Here is a 19,607-nt window from a genome sequence, read left to right as displayed (position 1 = left end):
AGGATGCTCAGAACACGGCCTCCCAAAGACGTATCCGGTTTCAGGCGAGGTGATCTACAACGGGAAGCCGGTTGAAGATGCCTTAGTGGTGCTAATTCCATCCAGCGCAGACGGACGTTCCGGTAGTGGACTAACAGACGCTGAAGGACAATTCACGATTTTCACGTACCTTAGTCCACAACATCAAGTTCAAGGGGCGTTGCCTGGAAACTACACCGTCACTGTTAGCAAATTGGAAGTCCGGAAAGTTGCCGAGAAAGAGCTTACGCCACACGAGATGCAAGCAGCCTACTCGAAACTTGGGGCACCCAAGAATCTGCTTCCTAAGAAATACGCGGACCCCAATCTTTCTGGCATCAGAACAGATATAACTGACAGCCCTCCATCTCATATGACCATTAACATTACCGACTAGTGATAACAATATCTGCTTACTATTCCATGAACCACTTTCATGTGCATACCGTCACCATTTTCCAACGGCATGACTAACTCACGAAGCCCCCCTGCCCCCAACGATAATCGAAATCAGGAAACTTTGTGCGGTAATATGGTCCCTGGGGCATCGGCAAACTAGCAGAACGATGCCCCAGGGCTGTTTCACAGCATTATCGTTTTTGTTGGTGCACATGTACAACATGTGCATGTTTGGCGCCTGACCGACGTGGCTAGCCACCGCATCGAATGCTCAGAGTCAAATATCCTAAACAGGCAAAGGCATCTGCTTGTTGATTTTCGGATTGAGAATTGTCCGCTTACATGCCCGCGTTGCATTCTGAATCGCCTCCTAGCCTCCTCAAAGTAGTCAAGAACATATATGGCCACACACCCACTCCATGTACGCCTCACAATTGCTCTAATCTTGCTGATAGCCCAGGCAAGTATCGCAGACGAAATCGATTTCAATCGTGATATCCGCCCTATCCTCAGTGACCGCTGCCTCGCCTGTCACGGCCCGGATGCCAATCATCGTGAAGGTGGATTCCGACTTGACCAAAGAGAGAGTGCAGTTGGTGTCGCAGATTCAGGTGAGCGTCCAATCGTTGCCGGAGATCCGGATTCTAGCGAACTGATGCGCAGAATAACAACCAGCGATGAATCCTCCATCATGCCGCCGCTCGACTCGGGAAAGACACTTTCGAATGACGAAATCTCGCTCTTGCGTCAATGGATCAAGTCTGGAGCAACATGGCAAGAACACTGGGCCTATGTCCCTCCGACGAAACAAACGCCCCCAGAAAGCACCAATCCGAAATGGATTCGTAACGAGATCGACCACTTCGTCCTCGATAAACTCGAAGCTGCGGGATTACAACCATCGCAAGAAGCGTCACGAGAAACATTGATCCGTCGGCTTTCGTTTGACCTGATCGGATTGCCACCCAGCCTGTCAGAAATTGATGAGTTTGTTAACGACACATCAGATAATGCTTACGAAAAGCTCGTAGATCGGTTGCTGCAATCACCGCACTACGGAGAACGAATGGCAGTAACCTGGCTTGACGGTGCGCGGTACGCGGACACGAATGGCTATCAAAATGACTTCTATCGCATCATGTGGCCATGGCGCGATTGGGTAATCGATTCGTTCAACAGCAACAAGCCGTATGATCAATTCATTATCGAGCAAATCGCAGGCGATCTATTGCCTAATGCTTCGCAGTCTCAACGCATAGCAACCGGGTTCTGCCGTAATAATCGCACCGTTACAGAGGCGGGCTCAATTGCTGAGGAGTGGCATGTCGAAAATGTCATCGACCGTGTTGAGACTGCCTCTGTCGTCTTTTTGGGCCTGACGATGGGGTGCGCGCGGTGCCACGACCACAAATACGATCCAATCACTCAGAAAGAGTTCTATGAGTTCTATGCCTTTTTCAATAGCACAGCAGATGAAGGCTTCTATAGCGAGAAGAGGGGAAACGCCGGCCCACAAGTGGAGACAGCACGGCCTGAACTGACCGAGTTCGATGCCAGAATTTCAGAAGCACGCCTCCGCCTGAAAAACATGGAGGAAAACCAATCTTCCAAGGACTTCATTTTATGGCTAGAAAGCCTTCAAGATCCACCGAAAAACGACTTCGCAATAGCCTCTGTACTTGAAATGCCATTGAATGGCAGTTTGGAAGTGAGGGCGGAAGGGAAGGACGCCGCTTTTCATGCGAGGATGAGCACCGAGCCGTCAAAATGGACGCCCGGTTTACTTTGGAATGCTCTCGAATTACCCGGAGATTCCAATACCTACGTCGAACTTCGCGACCTAGATGACTTTGATCGGGACTCTTCGTTTTCGATTTCTCTTTGGATTCGCCCTGAAGCACGTCTAGGAGCCCTATGGAGCAAAATGGACGATGGGGCGGCATTTCGCGGCCTAGACGCATTGATGCATGAAGATGGACGAATTTCAGTCCATCTCATCCATCAATGGGATGGAAATGCAATCAAAGTCACAACCAATCAAGCATTGCGACTTCGTGAATGGAATCATGTATGCGTTACGTATGATGGATCCAGCCAAGCGAACGGGCTAAAGATCTTTTTTGATGGCAAGGCCATTCCTGCAACTATAGACGTTGACCGACTAACCGGAAGCATCAAGACCGGACAACAATTTAGACTGGGGTCAAGGTCCAACTCAGCGTTTGTACGAGGCCACCTGAGGCAATTGCAAATCTTTGATCGGCCACTTCAAGAATCCGATGTTCGAGAAATTATCGATGCAACACTTGCTTCGAATCTTGATGCACAGGAAGAAATACCAACCAACACAAGAAAGGCTCTTCGCCACATCTTCAATGCCCGTGATAACGAGATCGGGCTGGGCCGAGAAGAGTTGGCGTCACTTATCTCGCAAAAGAAGGAATACCTAAAAGAAACGCCCATATCCACCGTTATGGTACTTGAAGAGTTACCTACGCCACGCCCGACCTATCTCCTGAAAAGAGGACAGTACGACGCCCCCGATCGCAGTTCGCCCCTAAGCCCTTCCGTACCGGCATTTCTACCACCACTTCCAGAAGATGTTGTACCGAATCGCCTGGCCCTTGCTCACTGGATTGCCGATCCAGCAAACCCTCTTACATCGAGGGTAGCCGTCAATCGAATTTGGCAGCAGTTGTTTGGAAGTGGAATTGTCCGCACCTCAGATAATTTTGGCTTCCAGGGTGCCCCGCCTACGCATCCGGAACTGCTTGATTGGCTCGCGACGGAATTCGTGCATTCGGATTGGGATGTAAAGGCAATCCAGAAAAAGATTGTCATGAGTGCAACTTATCGACAGTCTTCTAATTTATCACCAGAGTTGGCGTTACGTGATCCCGAAAACCGCCTGCTTTCGCGAGCCCCTCGTTATCGGCTTCAGGCGGAGTTCATTAGGAACAACGCCCTCGCGGTTAGTGGACTCTTATCACGTAAAATCGGCGGTGCATCCGTTAAACCGTACCAACCGGATGGCCTGTGGCAGGAGTTAGCCGGTGGGGCTAATGACGGTCCCTATGTGCAAGGTTCTGGTGACGACCTTTACCGTCGTAGCCTATACACATATCGCAAGCGTAGCGTCCCCCACGCAACAACCAGTACATTTGACGCTCCAAGCTGGGAAATATGCGTCGTGGATCGTGCTCGCACCAATACCCCACTCCAGGCTTTGGCTTTACTCAATGACACGACCTATGTGGAAGCTGCCCGTGTGCTCGCGACGAGGATGATTCGTGAGGGGGGAGATGATGTCACTGGTCAACTGCGGTTTGGTTTTCGGGCAGCAACAGGTCGAATCCCAACACAGAAAGAACTGCTACAGCTTGTGTCCGCACACGACCGCTACATTAGACTCTTCCAAGATGACCTACCTGCAGCCAAAGCTTTTATTCGTGTAGGCGCATCTAAACCCTCATCTTTAATAGATGACGTAACGCTTGCCGCCATGGCTATGTCAGCAAGTACGATTCTAAATTTGGATGAAACAATCTGCAAAGAGTGAAAACGGTTTTACAGCCTTAACACACTACCCCGAACTTCCCTCCTGGAATTATGCCGTGAATGTTATCGACCATGCCCTTCAGGCAAATCGACGAGCTTTTATTCGACAATCGGGATTAAGCTTAGGTGCTATCGCACTTCAGGCTCTCGCTCCTGGTCTGCGACAACCAACGCTTGCCGAAGACATGACTGGAGGGTTACCAAATCTCCCACATCATCAACCAACGGCAAAGCGAGTCATCTATCTATTCCAGTCGGGTGCTCCGTCGCAAATCGAATTATTCGACCACAAGCCTCGACTCCAGGAAATGAAAAAACAAGAATTGCCCGATTCCATTCGGATGGGACAACGTCTTACCGGAATGACCGCAGGCCAGAAGAAACTACCAATTGCGCCATCCATCTTCAAGTTCTCCCAGTATGGACAGAGTGGAACATGGGTGAGTGATTTGTTGCCGCACACAGCAAACGTGATTGATGACTTAACTGTCATTCGATCAATGTACACCGAGGCCATTAACCATGATCCCGCAATCACATTCTTTCAGACAGGTTCCCAGCTTGCTGGCCGCCCCAGTATCGGGGCGTGGGTTTCGTATGGCCTTGGAACGATGAATCGAGACCTCCCAACGTACATCGTACTAAACTCACGAGGAACCGGCCGTGCTGCTGGCCAACCTCTCTATGATCGACTATGGGGAAGCGGTGTGCTTCCATCGCGATACCAGGGTGTCAAACTTCGCAGTGGAAACCAGCCTGTCCTTTACCTGACGAACCCAGCTGGCTGCGGTTCGAAAGCCAGGCGTCAGATGCTCGATGACATTCGAGCTTTGAATCTGGAGAAGCATGCGGTAACTCACGATCCGGAGACTCTCACTCGTATCGAGCAGTACGAATTGGCATTTCGCATGCAAACAACCGTGCCAGAACTAACGGATATTTCAAACGAACCGAAGCACGTATTGGAAATGTATGGCCCCGATGTACATCAACCTGGAACTTATGCTCGAAATTGCCTGTTAGCGCGCCGGCTTATCGAAAAGGATGTACGGTTTATTCAGCTTTTTCACATTGGGTGGGACCAGCATGACAACTTGCCTGACCATCTTTCTAAGCAATGCCGTGATACAGATCAGGCCTCAGCCGCATTGATTCACGATCTGAAGCAGAGAGGGTTACTTGAAGACACTCTTGTGGTCTGGGGAGGAGAGTTTGGACGCACGGTATATTCACAGGGACAACTAACGGATACTAATTACGGACGAGATCACCATCCGCGTTGCTTTAGCGTTTGGCTGGCTGGCGGAGGTGTCAAACCTGGCACAGTCTACGGCCAAACAGACGATTTCAGCTATAACATCGTCGAGAACCCCGTACATGTGCATGACCTTCATGCGACCATCCTGCATTGCCTAGGTATTGATCATCGCCGCTTGTCGGTGATGTATCAGGGACTAGACCTGAAGTTGACCGGAGTAGAAGAACATCACCCTGTACATGAAGTACTGATCTAGTTAATACATGATCGACCGGGAGTCAGAAAACGACCGACTTTCAATCGCAAATACGCAAGTGCCTTTACGAGGCATTTATTCTCTAAAGTTTCGCGTTGCTCGTGACTTGTTCATGTGGCCTGCCTGATGGTCAAACTGGGACTGGCAGAGCAGGAAGTAGCTTGGCGGGCCAACATGCTCATTGGCTATTGCAAGAACACCTCAGCCGATCGATCGGCTATTGCATGATAGCTTTGTAGGTCAGGTATTCCCTAGAGCATCATGCGGGCTAGATTCACTTCATTACCCCTTTATTGATCACGTCGTACGCAATATCACGCAAGTCCCGCATGTCGAAAGTGAATTTGCACTAAGCAATTATTGTGCGATTGCCGGACTTGTTCATCCAGGACGCCGCTCTCCAGCGTATGCCGGCCCTCGGCTAGTTGCGTAGTCGGCCCCACTTCGCCGTTGACCAAACGCGTTCCACCGGTTTCGACTGAGGTCAGTAGGGCGGAAACCATTCGACCTTGGCCCATCGCGCGTTCAGTGCCTTGAGCACGCGGGCCGCTTTGCGGTGGGCCGTCAAACGGTACCAGCCCACAATCAGCGGACGCTCCGGTTCTTCGTGAAGTTAATGCAGGAACCACACAGAGTCGACCGCCGTCGCTGCCCCCTTCAACCGCGTCCATTCGGCAAATTAGTTTTTGCTGAATGCATGCTCATTTGAAGGGAGAATTCTCATGCCTCGGATACAATTCACGCCTGAACAGATCATCCAGTACCTCCGCTTCGCGGAGGTACTACTTTCTCAGGACAAGACGATTGCCCAGGCTTGCAAGGCGATCCGTATTACTGAGCAGACATACTACCACTGGACGAAAGAAGTATGGTGATATTCGTACGGATCAAGCCAAGTGGTTGCAGGACCTGGAGAAAGAGAACGCTCACTCGAAGCCGTTTGCCACCCCGTTTTCTCCTGCATCGCGACTCATCACGCCGTTGCAGGGGGCGGTCCTAAATTCTCGCACCCTGCCTTGGCAACGAGGTGATCGTTCTCGACGGTCGAACCAGAAACGCCAATAGCACCGATGATTGAGCCGTCATCTGAGTAGATGGGCAGCCCCCCGGGAAAAGTAATCAGTCCATCATTGGAGTGCTCGATGCTGAAGAGTGGTCCACCTGGTTGTGAAAGTGCCCCAATAGCGCCCGTCGGCATATCGAAGGAGTTCGCTGTTTTTGCCTTCCTTATGGCAATATCGATACTTCCCAACCAAGCTCCATCCATCCGTAGAAACGCTTTCAGGTTGTTACCGCGATCAATGACGGCGATGTTCATTTGTGTTTCAAGCTGAGCCGCTCTCTCCTTGGCCGCGACGATTATAGCTTGCGCCGCCTCTAACGAAAGACACTTAGACTGCTCTGAGGTGTTCATGCTACTCTCTTCTAACTCATCGATTGCTAAGAATATGATTCATTCACCACTCTACTATTCTGGTGAATTGCCTTGTGGGCGTCTTGGCTATTCCTAACACTTTTTTGTATAATCCTCGCATGGCGAAGCAACCACAATCCCAGCCTGTGAAGCAGGAAGCCTTCTTCGCGGCGATTAGCAACCCGATCGATTTACTGCAGCTTTTTGAGTTTCTGCCCGAGGTTTATCACTACGTGAAAGACTCGGAAGGACGCTACATGCGGGCAAACCGTGTTGTCTGTCGCGTGGTTGGCGTCGAGAGCGACAAAGAGATGATCGGCCGAACCGATTTCGACTTCTTTCCACCTGCCATCGCTGCGCAGTACATCGACGAAGATCGTCGAGTGATCGAATCCAAACGACCTCTCTCTGATCAGATATGGCTTGTGCCCAATATTAAGGGTGTTCCTGAAATCTATCTATGCAACAAGGTGCCTCTATTCGATGCGACGCGTAGGGTCATTGGAATCGCTGGAGTTAAGCGACCTTACCGTCAAAGCATCGAGTTAGGTAGTCAACATGGTCGGCTAATGAAGGTCGTCGAATTTGTCGCAATGCACTTTCAAGATCCAATTTCTGTCGCGGAACTCGCTGAGCAAGTGACCTTATCGGAAAGTCAGCTATATCGCGAATTTGCAGCTCAGTTCGGTATCACGCCCAGTTGCTACATCCGTGAGGTACGCATCGGCATATCGCGACACCTCTTAGAAACGGATGAACACTCGATGGCACAAATTGCAAGCCATTGCGGGTTCTGCGACCAGAGCCACTTTTCTCGGCAGTTCAAACAGTCAACCGGTATGACGCCGCTGCAGTACCGCAAGCGATTCAAGTCTCATTAATCATGCCAGTTTCCGCTCCACGCTGCATAAACAGTCTAGTCCTGGACGATTTGAGGCGTCTACCTTGGATTCAGGAGAAAGCACACTCGAAAGCTACGATTCACTAGAAGCTGTTTCAAAACCTACACGAACAAGTGAGCCCGCACGCTACGTGAATGAAGGCTTGGTAAATCCACGAGAGATGTTCGTACTGCACGACAAGTCGACGGAAGTTGTCAATCCATGAGATCGTTCATTCTACGATCCAGCGGTGGTGGTATCTTCGCACTTTTCGACCATCCTTCCGAGTCTTTCGTTTGCGGTTCTTGCGGTGACCTGCCCCCGCGAATGAAACCAGTCTTTAAGTGATAGTCTTCAAGGGTTCTTCCAGGGGAAGGTGCTGTAGCGTAGCGGAAGCACCTTCCCCTGGAAGAATTGCCTCCGGTGCCGGTGGGCGGTACCCCAGCGAACTGTGCGGGCGTACCGTGTTGTACTCGACTCGCCACCGTTCGATCAACACTTTTGCCTCCAGTAGCGTGTCGAAGATCTCTCGATCGAGTAGTTCATCTCGCAGCTTCCCGTTGAATGATTCGATGTAGCCATTCTCCCAGGGACTGCCTGGCTCGATGTACAAGGTGTTCACCTCGACTCGCTCTAACCAGTCACGGACCTTTGTAGCTGTGAACTCGGAGCCATTATCGCTCCGGATGAAGTCAGGCACGCCGCGTCGAACGAACAGGTCACTGAGGCGTTCCAAGACTTCCTCGCTGGTTAACTGACGGGCGACGTCGATCGCCAGGCACTCGCGTGTATATTCATCGATCAGCGTCAGCATCCGGAAGGCTCGGCCATCGTGCGTACGGTGATGTACGAAGTCATAGCTCCAGACCTCATCGCGACGACTTGGCCGCAGGCGAACACACGAACCATCGTTCAACCACAGGCGACGTCGTTTAGGCTGCCTTTGCGGTACTTTCAGCCCTTCACGACGCCATAGTCGCTCGATGCGTTTATGGTTCACCTGCCAACCTTTCCGTCGCAACATCTCGGTAATTCGCCGATAGCCGTAGCGACCGTACTGTTCGGCCAGCTCAATCATCTCCCGGACCAGGCGAGGTTCGTCATCGGGAATCCAGCGAGCACGGCGCTGCGTGGAACGCGGCTGCCCAAGCACGCGACAAGCCCGCCGTTCCGAGACTCGCGCGCGTCCCAAGGCGTCTCGCACGTGCTCGACGATTCGCCGTCGCTTGTCCGGGCTCAGAAGTTTCCCGAAGCGGCCTCCTTAAGGATCGCCTTGTCAAGCTCGGCATCCGCCAGGAGTCTCTTCAGTCGAGCGTTCTCTTTCTCCAGATCTTTTAACCGCTTGGCTTGGTCCGTACGAATGCCACCGTACTCCTTCCGCCAACGGTAGTACGTCTGCTCCGTGACGCCGATCGCCTTGCAGGCCTGGGCAATCGTCTTGTCCTGAGAAAGAAGCACCTCTGCTTCGCGGAGATGCTGGATAATCTGCTCCGGCGTGAATCGTCTTCTAGGCATTAGAAATCTCCCTTCAAATGGGCATTCACTCAGCAAATAACTAATTTACCGAATGGACGCGGTTGAAGGGGGCAGGTCACTGGACTTGGGAGAATGTCAAAGGTTCGCGACAACGCAATCAAGGCAAGACCTAAGACATCGGAAGAGGACGCGAAGCATAGCTTAATGGCATTTTTCTTGCTCAAATTGCTTTACCGTAAAGACTTGCGATTATCGATCTAGGCTCATCCAATTCTCACCCAATAGACTTTTGCCGTTGTGACCTGCCCCCTTCAACCGCGTTCATACGGCTCATGACCGGGCATCGGCCTACCTCTTCTCACAAGTTCAAGCCAACAAACCTCGGGAATTCGCTTGGATCGAATTCAGCTCTATTCTCATTGGCATTTTAGTGCTACTCCCGGCATGATCGTAGAGGTTTTTGACGATAGGGTGCATTAGATTACCCCGAAGAGTGCTTTCGCATCTTCGACAATAGCCTCTTTTGAATCACACTCCTCGCTTTGCTTTTCTCACGAATGCCCAACTCGCGTTATCTACTTGGGAATTCATCCTTGAATTATTCGTTGTCAATGAGTTTGGAGTGAGAACGGATGTGAAGTTCAAGGAACGCCGCTTCAAAAAAGGTAAGTTATGCACCTTGCCTTGAGCGAAATGAGTGTTTTCCTATTAACTTCTGGAATCTAGATCGCAAGCTCGTTGCACCTAATCTCAGCATTTTCCCGACAACGGCGAGGATTCTCAATTGGGTGTGCGAAGGAGCAGTTCGCCGTCGGCAAGTCAGTAATTCATTAAAACATCGAGTGACCAGTCCGCTCTATTTGGCGTCTCCCGATTGAGAATTCAATGGCCAACAACCTACGAAACGCATGTCAGGCTAAACAATTGTCCGAACACTACTCCGAATATGCATAGTCTTCCACGAAAGGCAGTTGTGTCATGAAAACCATTCATGTTCTGTTGTGTGCTTGCACCAGCTTGGGAATGCTTGCGCAAGCTACCCAATCGCAGGATCAGACAAGCCCGATTGCCGAACCTCAGCACCTTTCTCGGGAAACGGCGTCTCCGGAATTAGGTAATTCGTCATTAATCCGGATTCCCTCAGGCAGACTGGCAATTATTGCAGATGGCAATTCCCCGGACCCGGACGACATCGGTGCCACAGCAGTAACCATTGGCTTGTTGCACGCGTCAGGGGCCAACGACAGGCTGGTTCACCTCTCGCATTCGTGCGACCTGAAACCGACAACTCGCATTCCAGTCGCCGATGAATTGCGCCGCCAACAAGTGATGGCCCGAGTCTGTCATGAAGGGATCAACCACTTTGGTCCATTCAAGAATTTGGTCGCCTGTTTCAATTGTCGCACTGAGAGAGATGCAACTGTCACCAACCTACGTGATGCCATCAATCGCTCCTCAAAAGCCGATCCTCTGTGGATCATTGAAGCGGGAGAACCAGATATTATTGGTTTCGCGTTGCAAGCTGCCAATCCATCCAAGCGTCAATTTACTCATGTCGTCTCACATCACGCAGCGAACGACAACGCGGGCGATTTCTTCTCGTGGCAACAGATCCTCGATTTCGGTGTCGTTGAACATCAAATCGGTGACCAGAACGTTGGCCTACAATCAAAAATGCAGCCGTGGCACTGGGCCAAGACTCATAGCGACCCTCGAATACAATGGATTTGGAATCAGCTTGCCTACGCGGAACAGGACGGCGTTGTAAAATTTCAGACCGGCAAGTTTGATTGCTCAGACGCTGGAATGCTTTACTGGTGGATAACGGGTGCGAGCAATGGTGGTAACAACCAAGCGTCACCCAGTGATATCAAGGCAATGCTGAGTCGTGTCCAGCCACATGATTTGTGAGAGGTCGAGAACTTTGTCGCCCCGCTCGAGTCCCATCATCCATCGCCTGACTTTTCGGGTCGGTTACGACATATAGTCATCTGGAATACCTCTGATAATCGTTGACGCTCTTTTTCCAATTTCCTATCCGCTCACTTACTTCACAAAACGTCCAGCTTGAACAACACGAACTGATTCATAACCCACCTGACAAGAGATAATAAGATGTTCACCAAGAAGCACTTCTTCACTCTATTTTCTGTTTTCGTCATTGCATCGTTCAATACATTCTCGCTGAACCAAGCATTTTGTGCCGGCAGCGAGGAAAAAACAACGAAGCCGCTTAATGTGGTACTGCTTTACGCCGACGATTGGCGGCACGATACACTCGGAGTTGCCGGCAATCCAGTCGTACAGACCCCGAATTTGGATCAACTCGCGAACAGGGGAATGCGATTTACTCAGAATTGTGTCACAACATCCATCTGTGGCGTAAGTCGTGCGTCTCTGTTTACCGGCCAATGGATGTCGCGACACGGTAACCGGTCATTCAGTCCTTGGAAGACCGCGTGGTCGGAAACGTTCCCTGGATTGTTGCGAAGCAACGGTTATTACGTTGGTCATGTTGGAAAATGGCACAACGGAAAAATTCCCTCCGAGCGTTTCGACTTTAGCCGCTCGTACTACGGAAAGCATTGGCTCACAAGTCCAGACGGCTCAAAGACTCATGTAACCCAGAAGAACGAAAACGACGCACTCGAGTTTCTCCGAACTCGCCCAAACGACCAGCCTTTTTGCCTTACTGTTGCCTTCTTCGCGACACACGCAGAAGACTCCAACCCGCTTCAATTCTTACCTCAACCAGAAAGCATGGGTCTCTATAGGGGCGTGACGGTACCGATAGCCGAGAACGCAACGCAGGAGTCATTCGAACGCCTGCCTGACTTTGTGAGTAATGAGAAAAACGAGGGACGAAATCGCTGGCATTGGCGTTTCGATACACCCGAGAAATACCAAACGATGATGAAGAACTACTACCGCTTGGCAACCGAGGTAGATGATGCCTGCGGCCAGATCCTTGCTGAACTCAAGAAACAAGGAGTGTACGAAGAAACCGTAGTGATCTTCACGACTGACAATGGCTACTACCACGCAGAGCATGGGTTGGCCGATAAATGGTATCCCCACCAGGAAAGCATCCGTGTTCCACTCATTATCGACGATCCTCGCATGCCTCACCAAATGCGAGGCCATACGAACGATGACTTCACCCTCAACGTGGATCTCGCCCCAACCATTCTGGCTGCCGCAGGAATACCTGCCCCGGTTGCCATGCAAGGAAAAGATTTAAGTCCGTTGTACCTGTCCCAGAATAAGCCACAGTGGCGCAGTGAGTTTTTCTACGAGCATCCGATGCTTAAAAGTAACGATTTTATTCCGGCATCGGAGGCACTCGTTCGTAAGGATTGGAAGTATTTCTACTGGCCGGAATTCGATCGAGAACAGCTATTTGACCTCACAAACGATCCGATCGAAGAGAATGATCTGGCAGATGATCCTAAGCATCGGAACAAATTAGTCGAAATGCGAGAGCGGTTTGCCAAATTGAAAGCCGCTGCTAAGTAAAGACTCGAAACAACATGAACGCGAATTCCTTAGAACCTGTCTGAAAATCGCTTGCTTGGATCGGGTGACCATTGATGGATCATTCTCTTCCTAAATCATAGGATGGTTTGTCTCTCGGGGAGAATTTGGCATGGAAGCCCGATTTCCGGTCGCCAAGTCAGGCGGTCGGCCAAGTTCGACTTCGACTCACCAAGTGAACAACGCGATCTTGTTCCTCACCAAGACCGAACTTCCAAGGCGAATGCTTCCCAGGGACCTCCTATCGTGGAGGACCGTTTATTGGTATTTCTTTGAGTGGAAAAGCAACCGCTCGCTGCATCGGATTAATGGCTATGAGCGGCACTCTGGAGAGAAGCTTGGACACTTCAACCGAAAGTAAAAGCGTTTGTCCAACTGGTCAGCAAGGAGTGGCGGACGATCGGAACATTGAAGACCGACGCGAACGGCCAATGCCAGTTGTATGGCTTTCTAGAAGATTAACAAATCACAGTTCAAAGACACGGAAAGTCCCAGGCTACGAGCACCAGAATCGATCGCCAAGGCGCTTTGGTCAACCTTGAGTTCAGTTAGCCTAGCTATTTGCTTCGATAACAGGCCTTCATCACCGTTAGCGCGTTTGCAACACCACCAAATGCGGATCAATTGGAAATTCGGTTTAATCGTTTTGCAAACCCTTTGACCATTGCCGGGCACATCGTTGTTGTGCGAAACCACCATCCTATCGCGACGATAAGACGGACTCATATCGCGATGACACTGCGTCTTATCACGGCCCTCGGATCCCAAAGGGGCGAAAAGCTGTGAGCAAGTGGCCCAATTAACACCTCCCCCAATGAGATCGCGAACCTGCAAGAAGAAAATAGTCCTATTTTCACTTCGTTGCCATGGCAATGACGTCAGACGTGCCCCATTTTTATTCGCATAATTTGCCACTTTTCCTTCTAGAAAAAACAGCCGGCAGCGGCACTTTTGTCCTAGTTCGGTCAAAATAATGAAGGATCTCATTTTACCTTCTCGCTAGAATTTACCCCGAATTGAGTAAGTCGTGACACCCAATTTCACAGGCATCACTCTTCGAGAAGTGGTTGTACGGTTACCGAGCCGCACAATTGGTTATCGCAATCGCTTCTCCCTCGCAAGCATTCTTATTTTCCCTGGCTTCAATACTTCTCATTTTTCAGGAGTCCCATCAATGCATTTCTGTCCTCATGATAGTAGTTCCGCTGGTCTTCGGCGCGGATTCACACTGGTAGAGTTACTTGTCGTCATTGCTATTATTGGCGTATTGATCGCGCTACTCTTACCGGCGGTTCAGCAAGCTCGTGAAGCGGCTCGCCGTATGTCTTGTCAAAACAACATGAAGCAACTTGGCCTGGCATTGCACAACTACCACGACACGTTTGGCAGGATGCCTCCCGGAGCCATGGGATTAGACCCCGCCACTAATAAGGTGAGCTTTAAACGCGTCCCATTCGTACGCCACATGCTTCCATTCCTCGAAGAAGGAAATCGAAGTGACCTCTACGATGACAACCTCGCCTGGCACAAGCAGACCAACGCCGTGAAGGAAGCGGTAATGGCGCCCATCACGGCTTGGTCGTGTCCCAGCGATCGGAGCATCGCCCGAGAGGGAACGGATATCTATAAGGGAAACTATTGCGTCAATTGGGGGCCACGTACCTACAATGACTCCGATCCAGCCGCGTTGGATGGCACCTTTGACTTTTTCTTCGGTCCTCGTTTCGCCGACTTGACCGATGGCACATCCAACACACTAGCAATGATGGAAGTACTTCAAGCACCGGGAGTCGACAATCGAGGTCATTTCTGGAATGAAGATGCCAATTGCTCCATGGTTAGCACCATTCTCCCGCCAAATTCGACGGCGCCGGACAACATGTCAACAACATTTTGCGTCGACCAGCCGGAGTTTGGTCTACCTTGCGTTAATTCGTCGAAGGCCGCTTCACATAATGCCTCGCGAAGCCGACATCCAGGTGGAGTTCAAGTGCTTCTGTGTGACGGTTCTGTCAGCTTCGTTGCTGAAACTATCGAGCTGGGTATCTGGCGTGCTGCAAGTACTCGCTCCGGTGGCGAAACTGAATCACTCAAGTAATTGATCCGTTAACCTCTCTGCCTAAAAGGAACTTTTCGATGCGTGGTTTGACGGTTTTGATGTTTTGTTTTCTCGCATCTTCATTGGGCTGCTCAGATAGTGGTATTTCTCGGCAGGCCATCTCCGGCACAGTTGTGCTGGACGGTCAACCACTGAAGGAAGGCTCTATTTTACTAACGCCAATCACACCGAAGGGCATGACGGCTGGATGTAAAATCGAGGATGGTCGATATGAATTGAACGGTGATACTGGTCCCACACCAGGCGAGTATCGTGTTGAAATTAGTGCCTGGAAATCCTCAGATAAGCCACAACTCGATGAGGCGACCGGCCAGATGGTAGCGGACGTCGTTTCGATTATTCCAGCTCGCTATAACTCAAAATCCGAGCTGACAGCCAAAATCGAATCCGGTGCAACTGGGTCGATCGACTTCGATCTAAAAAGTGGACGTTAGACGTACACGGCCTGGCAATCAGCAGAAACTATCGGAAGCCGGACGCGCAAAGTCGTGCTCCGGCTTTTTTTATGGCCGCAGATCAACGCTTCAGCTAATCAGAACACTGATTCCCACTTTGAACTCCAGCTACTTGATGGTGTTCGTCTATTTAGGCTCGGTTCGCAACTGCAACTAGCACCGCTTACTCTCTCATATCATTGGGAGCTGCGCGTGGACGATCGGCAGGCCGCTTCTCACCGCCTAACAATACCTCGAATAGACTTACGAACACGCCTTGCCAAAGACACTCCCTCCCCAAAAGCGGCACTATCGTCCTAGTGAAGGCAACATAGTCAAGGTTTTGTTTTTTCTTCAGTCTATATTATTTCCCAATGCACATAACACTTTGCCAACCGTCTCAATCTAACATTGCCAGACTGGCGATTCCTAATAACTCATCCTGACCATCTTTTCTTTCTTTGTTCACGGAGCCCCTTCCATGCATTCTTTCGTCTTCTCCAAGAGTTCACATCCTTCTTCGCGTGGTTTCACGCTGGTCGAATTACTCGTCGTGATTGCTATTATTGGTGTCTTGATCGCGCTCTTGCTACCCGCTGTACAGCAGGCACGTGAAGCCGCCAGGCGAATGGAGTGCACTAACAACCTCAAGCAATGGTCCTTGGCAGCTCACAATTTTGCAGATGTCAACAAAGGCTACCTACCACTAGGAGCTGCCCACAAGAATGGCGCTGGCGTAGAAGTCGAGAATGGTCAGACCTACAGACGGATCACCTGGGGGGTGTTTCTTTGGCCTTACATCGAACAGCCTGCTTTGTACGACGATTACAATTTCTCGGTGGGTTTTCATCAGGGGGGCAATATCGATACGTTGCGTCAGTTCGTGTCTGGTTACAATTGCCCGTCCGATAAGACAAATGTCACTCAAGATAAATCAGACGCAAACTGGCGAGTTCTAGGGAATTACGTCGCCAACATGGGCAACACACATCTTCACCAAAATGCCGCGGACCAAGCCATTTTCAGCGGCTCGCCTTATGGTGTCAGTCACATTTATCGATTCGCCGACCTACTCGATGGTACTTCAAACACGGCGGGCTTTTCTGAGATTTTGATCGCTTCGCCCAATGAGACCGACGACAATCGCGGCGACATGTTCAATAACGAAGGTAGCCCTGGCTTCATGTCGATCAATACGCCGAACTCAACGGCCCCTGACCAGTGCCGTCGATGCAAGGATACAACGGAAGATCCAACACATAACGACTACCAAAGAATGCCTTGCACGCAAGTAAGTAACAATAATCAGTATCAGATCGCACCGCGTAGTAACCACCCAGGTGGTGTGAACGTCAGCATGATGGATGGATCGGTACGCTTTGTGCCAGAAACAGTTTCTCCGAATGTGTGGGAAGCGATGCTGTCCGGTCAAGGCGGTGAAGTCGTCGGACTGCCCTAGTCGTTAGGGACTCGCACTGAACGATGGCACCGAATTGACTGGGGTTATTCGGTGTCATGACATGAACGATTTTAAGCAGGTAAAGCCTAGATAGCGACTCTCTCGCTGTAATGGGACGTTCTCTCATCCACCAACAAGAGTATTGAACAATGACCTATCCAACAATTGTCCAGTTATCTATCGCTATCTCTTTGAGCCTGCCAATTCTTGGTTGCTCGGGTGAGCAAACAACGGCTGTTCCTATCAGCGGCACGGTGACGGTCGAAGGAGATCCCGTCGAAAAGGGCTCAATAACTTTCATTTCGGTCAGTGGGAACGTCCCTTCCGCAGGAGCAGTGATCCTAGACGGTAGATACACGGCCAAGGTCGAACCGGGTGACAAAAAGATTATGGTTTTGGGTAGCAAAGTCATCGGGCAGGAACCTGAATTCGAAGACGATCCGAATAGCTCGATGCGTGATGTCATGAAAACGACAACGCACCCCAACTACAACGCCAAACACTTAACGCCCCTAGCAACGACGATCGACAAACCTACCGACGATTTGAATTTCGTTTTGACAAGAGACGGCAAAGGGGATTAACAGAAGGTCGCAATGCGAACGGTTTGCTAGAACTTCATCAGCCATTCAAATCAAGAGGCAGAGCAAACGCGTTGAACTGGCGGGCAGTCCAGGTCTTCGCGTTTCTTTGCTCCTACTTTTGAGCCTGAGCTGGCTACTCAATCAACCCCACTCAATGCACAAGTTCTTCTCCGTCCCCCTCCCCCTGGAAAGACAACGTCCTACTCCATGACCACACCCCCACGATACTTTCCGTCCCATACCATCTTGGTAATTCTTGCCACGCTGGTATTCACATCTCCGCTCTTTGCATCTAAGCCACCTAACGTTCTCTTCATTCTTGCGGACGATCTCGGATGGAGCGATACGACCTTGTTCGGCACCACAACGTTGTATGAAACGCCCCATATCGAACGACTTGCGAAGCGCGGGATGACATTCACACGGGCATACTCTTCTAGCCCCCTCTGCTCACCAACTCGCGCCAGTATCTTGACTGGACTGACTCCCGCTCGCCATGGAATCACTTCCCCGAATTGTCATCTGCCGAAGGTGACATTGCAGGCGAGCGAGAGCCATGTGGCTTCGCCGATTCAGAAAGCAACCTCGCCCAATTCAGCCTCACGGCTCGACACCAAATATTACACTTTGGCAGAGGTACTTCGGGACAACGGGTATGCCACTGGGCATTTCGGAAAGTGGCATTTAGGAGCCGAGCCTTACTCTCCACTGGAACACGGATTTGGAGTTGACGTTCCCCACCACCCTGGCCCTGGTCCCGCTGGCAGCTATGTGGCTCCGTGGAAATTCAAAGACTTCGATCATGACCCGGAGATTACTGACGAGCACATCGAGGACCGAATGGCCAAAGAGGCCGTCGCGTTCATGGAAGCGCATCGCGACGAGCCCTTCTTTCTTAACTATTGGATGTTTAGCGTTCACGCTCCATTCGATGCTAAGACCGATCTTATTGATAAGTATCGTGAACGTATCGATCCGGGAAGTCCGCAACGTAGCCCTACCTACGCCGCGATGATCGAGAGTATGGACGATGCTGTCGGTGTGTTACTGGACACGGTCGATCGTCTCGGGATTGCGGAACGTACGATTGTCATCTTTGCTTCCGATAACGGCGGCAACATGTACAACCTTGTCGACGGCACTACAGCCACGAGCAACGCTCCTCTTCGAGGCGGCAAGGCAACTATGTATGAAGGTGGTATTCGAGGCCCTGCCATCATCGTTCAACCCGGCGCAATTCCCCCCGGTTCATCGAGCGATGAAGTCATTCAAAGCATTGACTTCTATCCCACATTGTTGGAGATGTTGTCAATCTCCCCCCCGCCACACCAAGAGTTCGATGGCGTTAGTATCGTCCCTGCCTTTAACAATCAACCAATTCCTCGCAACGAGATTTTTACCTACTTTCCGCATGCACCACGCGTACCGGACTGGTTGCCCCCAGCGGTGAGTGTCCACAGCGGCAACTGGAAGCTAATTCGCATCTTTCATGGCGGTGAAGCCAACAATCATCGCTACCAATTATTTAACCTCAAGAACGATATCGGCGAAGAGCATAACCTGGCCGGAGACCACCCAGAACTCGTCGCCTCGCTTGATGCGAAGATTGAACAGCATCTTACTGATACGCGAGCTGTCCGCCCGAGACCAAACATTAAGTTTGACCCCTCAAAATATGACGCGTCGCAAGAAGGCAAGGCTACGCTCAAGGGGGGTGGTAATTCACCCAAGCAACAATCGCCAAATCCCATTGGAAATCGCGTACTGGGCTGGCACGCCGGCGGCACTTGTAAGCTGACCAGTTCGGGTGGATTCCTAAGAGTGGACAGTTCTGGACCGGATCCGTATTTGACCCATACGTTCTCAAAACTAGTGAGTAGCGGTGAGTTTACGCTTCAAGTTACGATGAAGTCTAGTTCACAAGGAAACGGAAGAGTGTTTTGGAAGGCGGATGGACGTCCCTATTCAGCTCAATCCAGCACCGGGTTCGTCGTCGTTCATGATGGCGAATTGCGTGAATATGAGATCAAGATCTCAGCGAAAGCTCCGTTAAAAGGCCTTCGCTTAGATCCATCCAACGGCAAAGGAATCACCGATATTTCGCGAATAGAACTGCAATCCTCCGAAGGCAACACAATTCGCGAATGGGAATTCTAGCAAAGTGCCAAATGTCGGTTCCACGTGATTGTTCGTCACTCGATCTGCTCTTACTTTCCC

General features: G+C 50.8%; 14 protein-coding genes and 1 pseudogene. 12 read left to right on the top strand and 3 right to left on the bottom strand.

The window, feature by feature from the left end; translation table 11 throughout:
* Positions 1-817 precede the first annotated feature (817 nt).
* From PSR63_RS21570 to PSR63_RS21560, 3 genes are all read left to right on the top strand, one after another.
* Positions 818-3,976 (top strand): DUF1553 domain-containing protein, encoded by a 3,159-nt coding sequence (locus tag PSR63_RS21570; RefSeq protein ID WP_274327741.1) that lies wholly within the window; start codon positions 818-820, stop codon positions 3,974-3,976.
* The gene (locus tag PSR63_RS21565) at positions 3,954-5,489 is read left to right on the top strand and encodes a DUF1501 domain-containing protein (RefSeq protein ID WP_274327740.1); all 1,536 of its coding nucleotides are present in this window, start codon (positions 3,954-3,956) and stop codon (positions 5,487-5,489) included. The genes PSR63_RS21570 and PSR63_RS21565 overlap by 23 nt, the downstream gene beginning before the upstream one ends.
* A gap of 722 nt (positions 5,490-6,211) precedes the next feature.
* Positions 6,212-6,364 (top strand): transposase, encoded by a 153-nt coding sequence (locus tag PSR63_RS21560; RefSeq protein ID WP_443111056.1) that lies wholly within the window; start codon positions 6,212-6,214, stop codon positions 6,362-6,364.
* A 98-nt stretch (positions 6,365-6,462) separates the two neighbouring features.
* On the opposite strand, the gene PSR63_RS21555 is transcribed toward PSR63_RS21560, so the two are convergent.
* A complete protein-coding gene (locus PSR63_RS21555; protein ID WP_274327739.1) occupies positions 6,463-6,903 on the bottom strand; it encodes a GlcG/HbpS family heme-binding protein in 441 nt (146 codons plus the stop codon).
* Positions 6,904-7,022: 119 nt separating this feature from the next.
* Between PSR63_RS21555 and PSR63_RS21550 the strand changes: the two genes are divergently transcribed.
* Complete coding sequence (locus PSR63_RS21550) at positions 7,023-7,784, top strand: AraC family transcriptional regulator (protein WP_274327738.1); 762 nt, start codon at positions 7,023-7,025, stop codon at positions 7,782-7,784.
* Between the two features lie 340 nt (positions 7,785-8,124).
* On the opposite strand, the gene PSR63_RS21545 is transcribed toward PSR63_RS21550, so the two are convergent.
* Positions 8,125-9,299, bottom strand: a protein-coding gene (locus PSR63_RS21545; protein ID WP_274327723.1) for an IS3 family transposase whose coding sequence is annotated in 2 segments (ribosomal slippage) — positions 8,125-9,035 and positions 9,035-9,299 — 1,176 coding nt in all. Because the reading frame shifts where the segments join, the coding sequence is not laid out codon by codon here.
* A gap of 939 nt (positions 9,300-10,238) precedes the next feature.
* On the opposite strand from PSR63_RS21545, the gene PSR63_RS21540 reads away from it, so the two are divergent.
* The 3 genes from PSR63_RS21540 to PSR63_RS28265 all read left to right on the top strand — a co-directional run bounded on the left by PSR63_RS21540 (position 10,239) and on the right by PSR63_RS28265 (position 13,155).
* Positions 10,239-11,171, top strand: a complete 933-nt coding sequence (locus tag PSR63_RS21540; RefSeq protein WP_274327737.1) for a hypothetical protein — start codon at positions 10,239-10,241, stop codon at positions 11,169-11,171.
* Positions 11,172-11,375: 204 nt separating this feature from the next.
* Positions 11,376-12,776, top strand: a complete 1,401-nt coding sequence (locus PSR63_RS21535) for a sulfatase family protein (protein WP_274327736.1) — start codon at positions 11,376-11,378, stop codon at positions 12,774-12,776.
* A gap of 130 nt (positions 12,777-12,906) precedes the next feature.
* Positions 12,907-13,155: a transposase gene (locus PSR63_RS28265; protein WP_443111055.1), complete on the top strand. Its 249-nt coding sequence runs from the start codon at positions 12,907-12,909 to the stop codon at positions 13,153-13,155.
* Between the two features lie 89 nt (positions 13,156-13,244).
* Here PSR63_RS28265 and PSR63_RS21530 read toward each other — a convergent pair whose 3' ends face one another.
* Positions 13,245-13,781, bottom strand: coding sequence for a hypothetical protein (locus PSR63_RS21530; protein ID WP_274327735.1), 537 nt, complete (start codon positions 13,779-13,781; stop codon positions 13,245-13,247).
* A gap of 40 nt (positions 13,782-13,821) precedes the next feature.
* Here PSR63_RS21530 and PSR63_RS21525 point away from each other — a divergent pair, with 40 nt between their 5' ends.
* From PSR63_RS21525 to PSR63_RS21505, 5 genes and pseudogenes are all read left to right on the top strand, one after another.
* Positions 13,822-14,892 carry a DUF1559 domain-containing protein gene (locus tag PSR63_RS21525; protein WP_274327734.1) on the top strand — a complete coding sequence of 357 codons (1,071 nt, stop codon included), beginning with the start codon at positions 13,822-13,824 and terminating at the stop codon, positions 14,890-14,892.
* Between the two features lie 38 nt (positions 14,893-14,930).
* The gene (locus tag PSR63_RS21520) at positions 14,931-15,347 is read left to right on the top strand and encodes a hypothetical protein (RefSeq protein ID WP_274327733.1); all 417 of its coding nucleotides are present in this window, start codon (positions 14,931-14,933) and stop codon (positions 15,345-15,347) included.
* Between the two features lie 481 nt (positions 15,348-15,828).
* Positions 15,829-16,806: a DUF1559 domain-containing protein gene (locus PSR63_RS21515; RefSeq protein ID WP_274327732.1), complete on the top strand. Its 978-nt coding sequence runs from the start codon at positions 15,829-15,831 to the stop codon at positions 16,804-16,806.
* Between the two features lie 149 nt (positions 16,807-16,955).
* Complete coding sequence (locus PSR63_RS21510) at positions 16,956-17,390, top strand: hypothetical protein (RefSeq protein ID WP_274327731.1); 435 nt, start codon at positions 16,956-16,958, stop codon at positions 17,388-17,390.
* 288 nt (positions 17,391-17,678) lie between these two features.
* Positions 17,679-19,547: pseudogene (locus PSR63_RS21505) on the top strand (sulfatase); the annotation flags it as partial.
* Between the last annotated feature and the right edge of the window lie 60 nt (positions 19,548-19,607).

Source organism: Bremerella sp. P1, assembly GCF_028748185.1.
In the GTDB taxonomy this organism is placed as follows: domain Bacteria; phylum Planctomycetota; class Planctomycetia; order Pirellulales; family Pirellulaceae; genus Bremerella.
The sequence above is the reverse complement of the archived record's forward strand: the minus strand, read 5'-3'. Positions and strand labels throughout refer to the sequence as shown.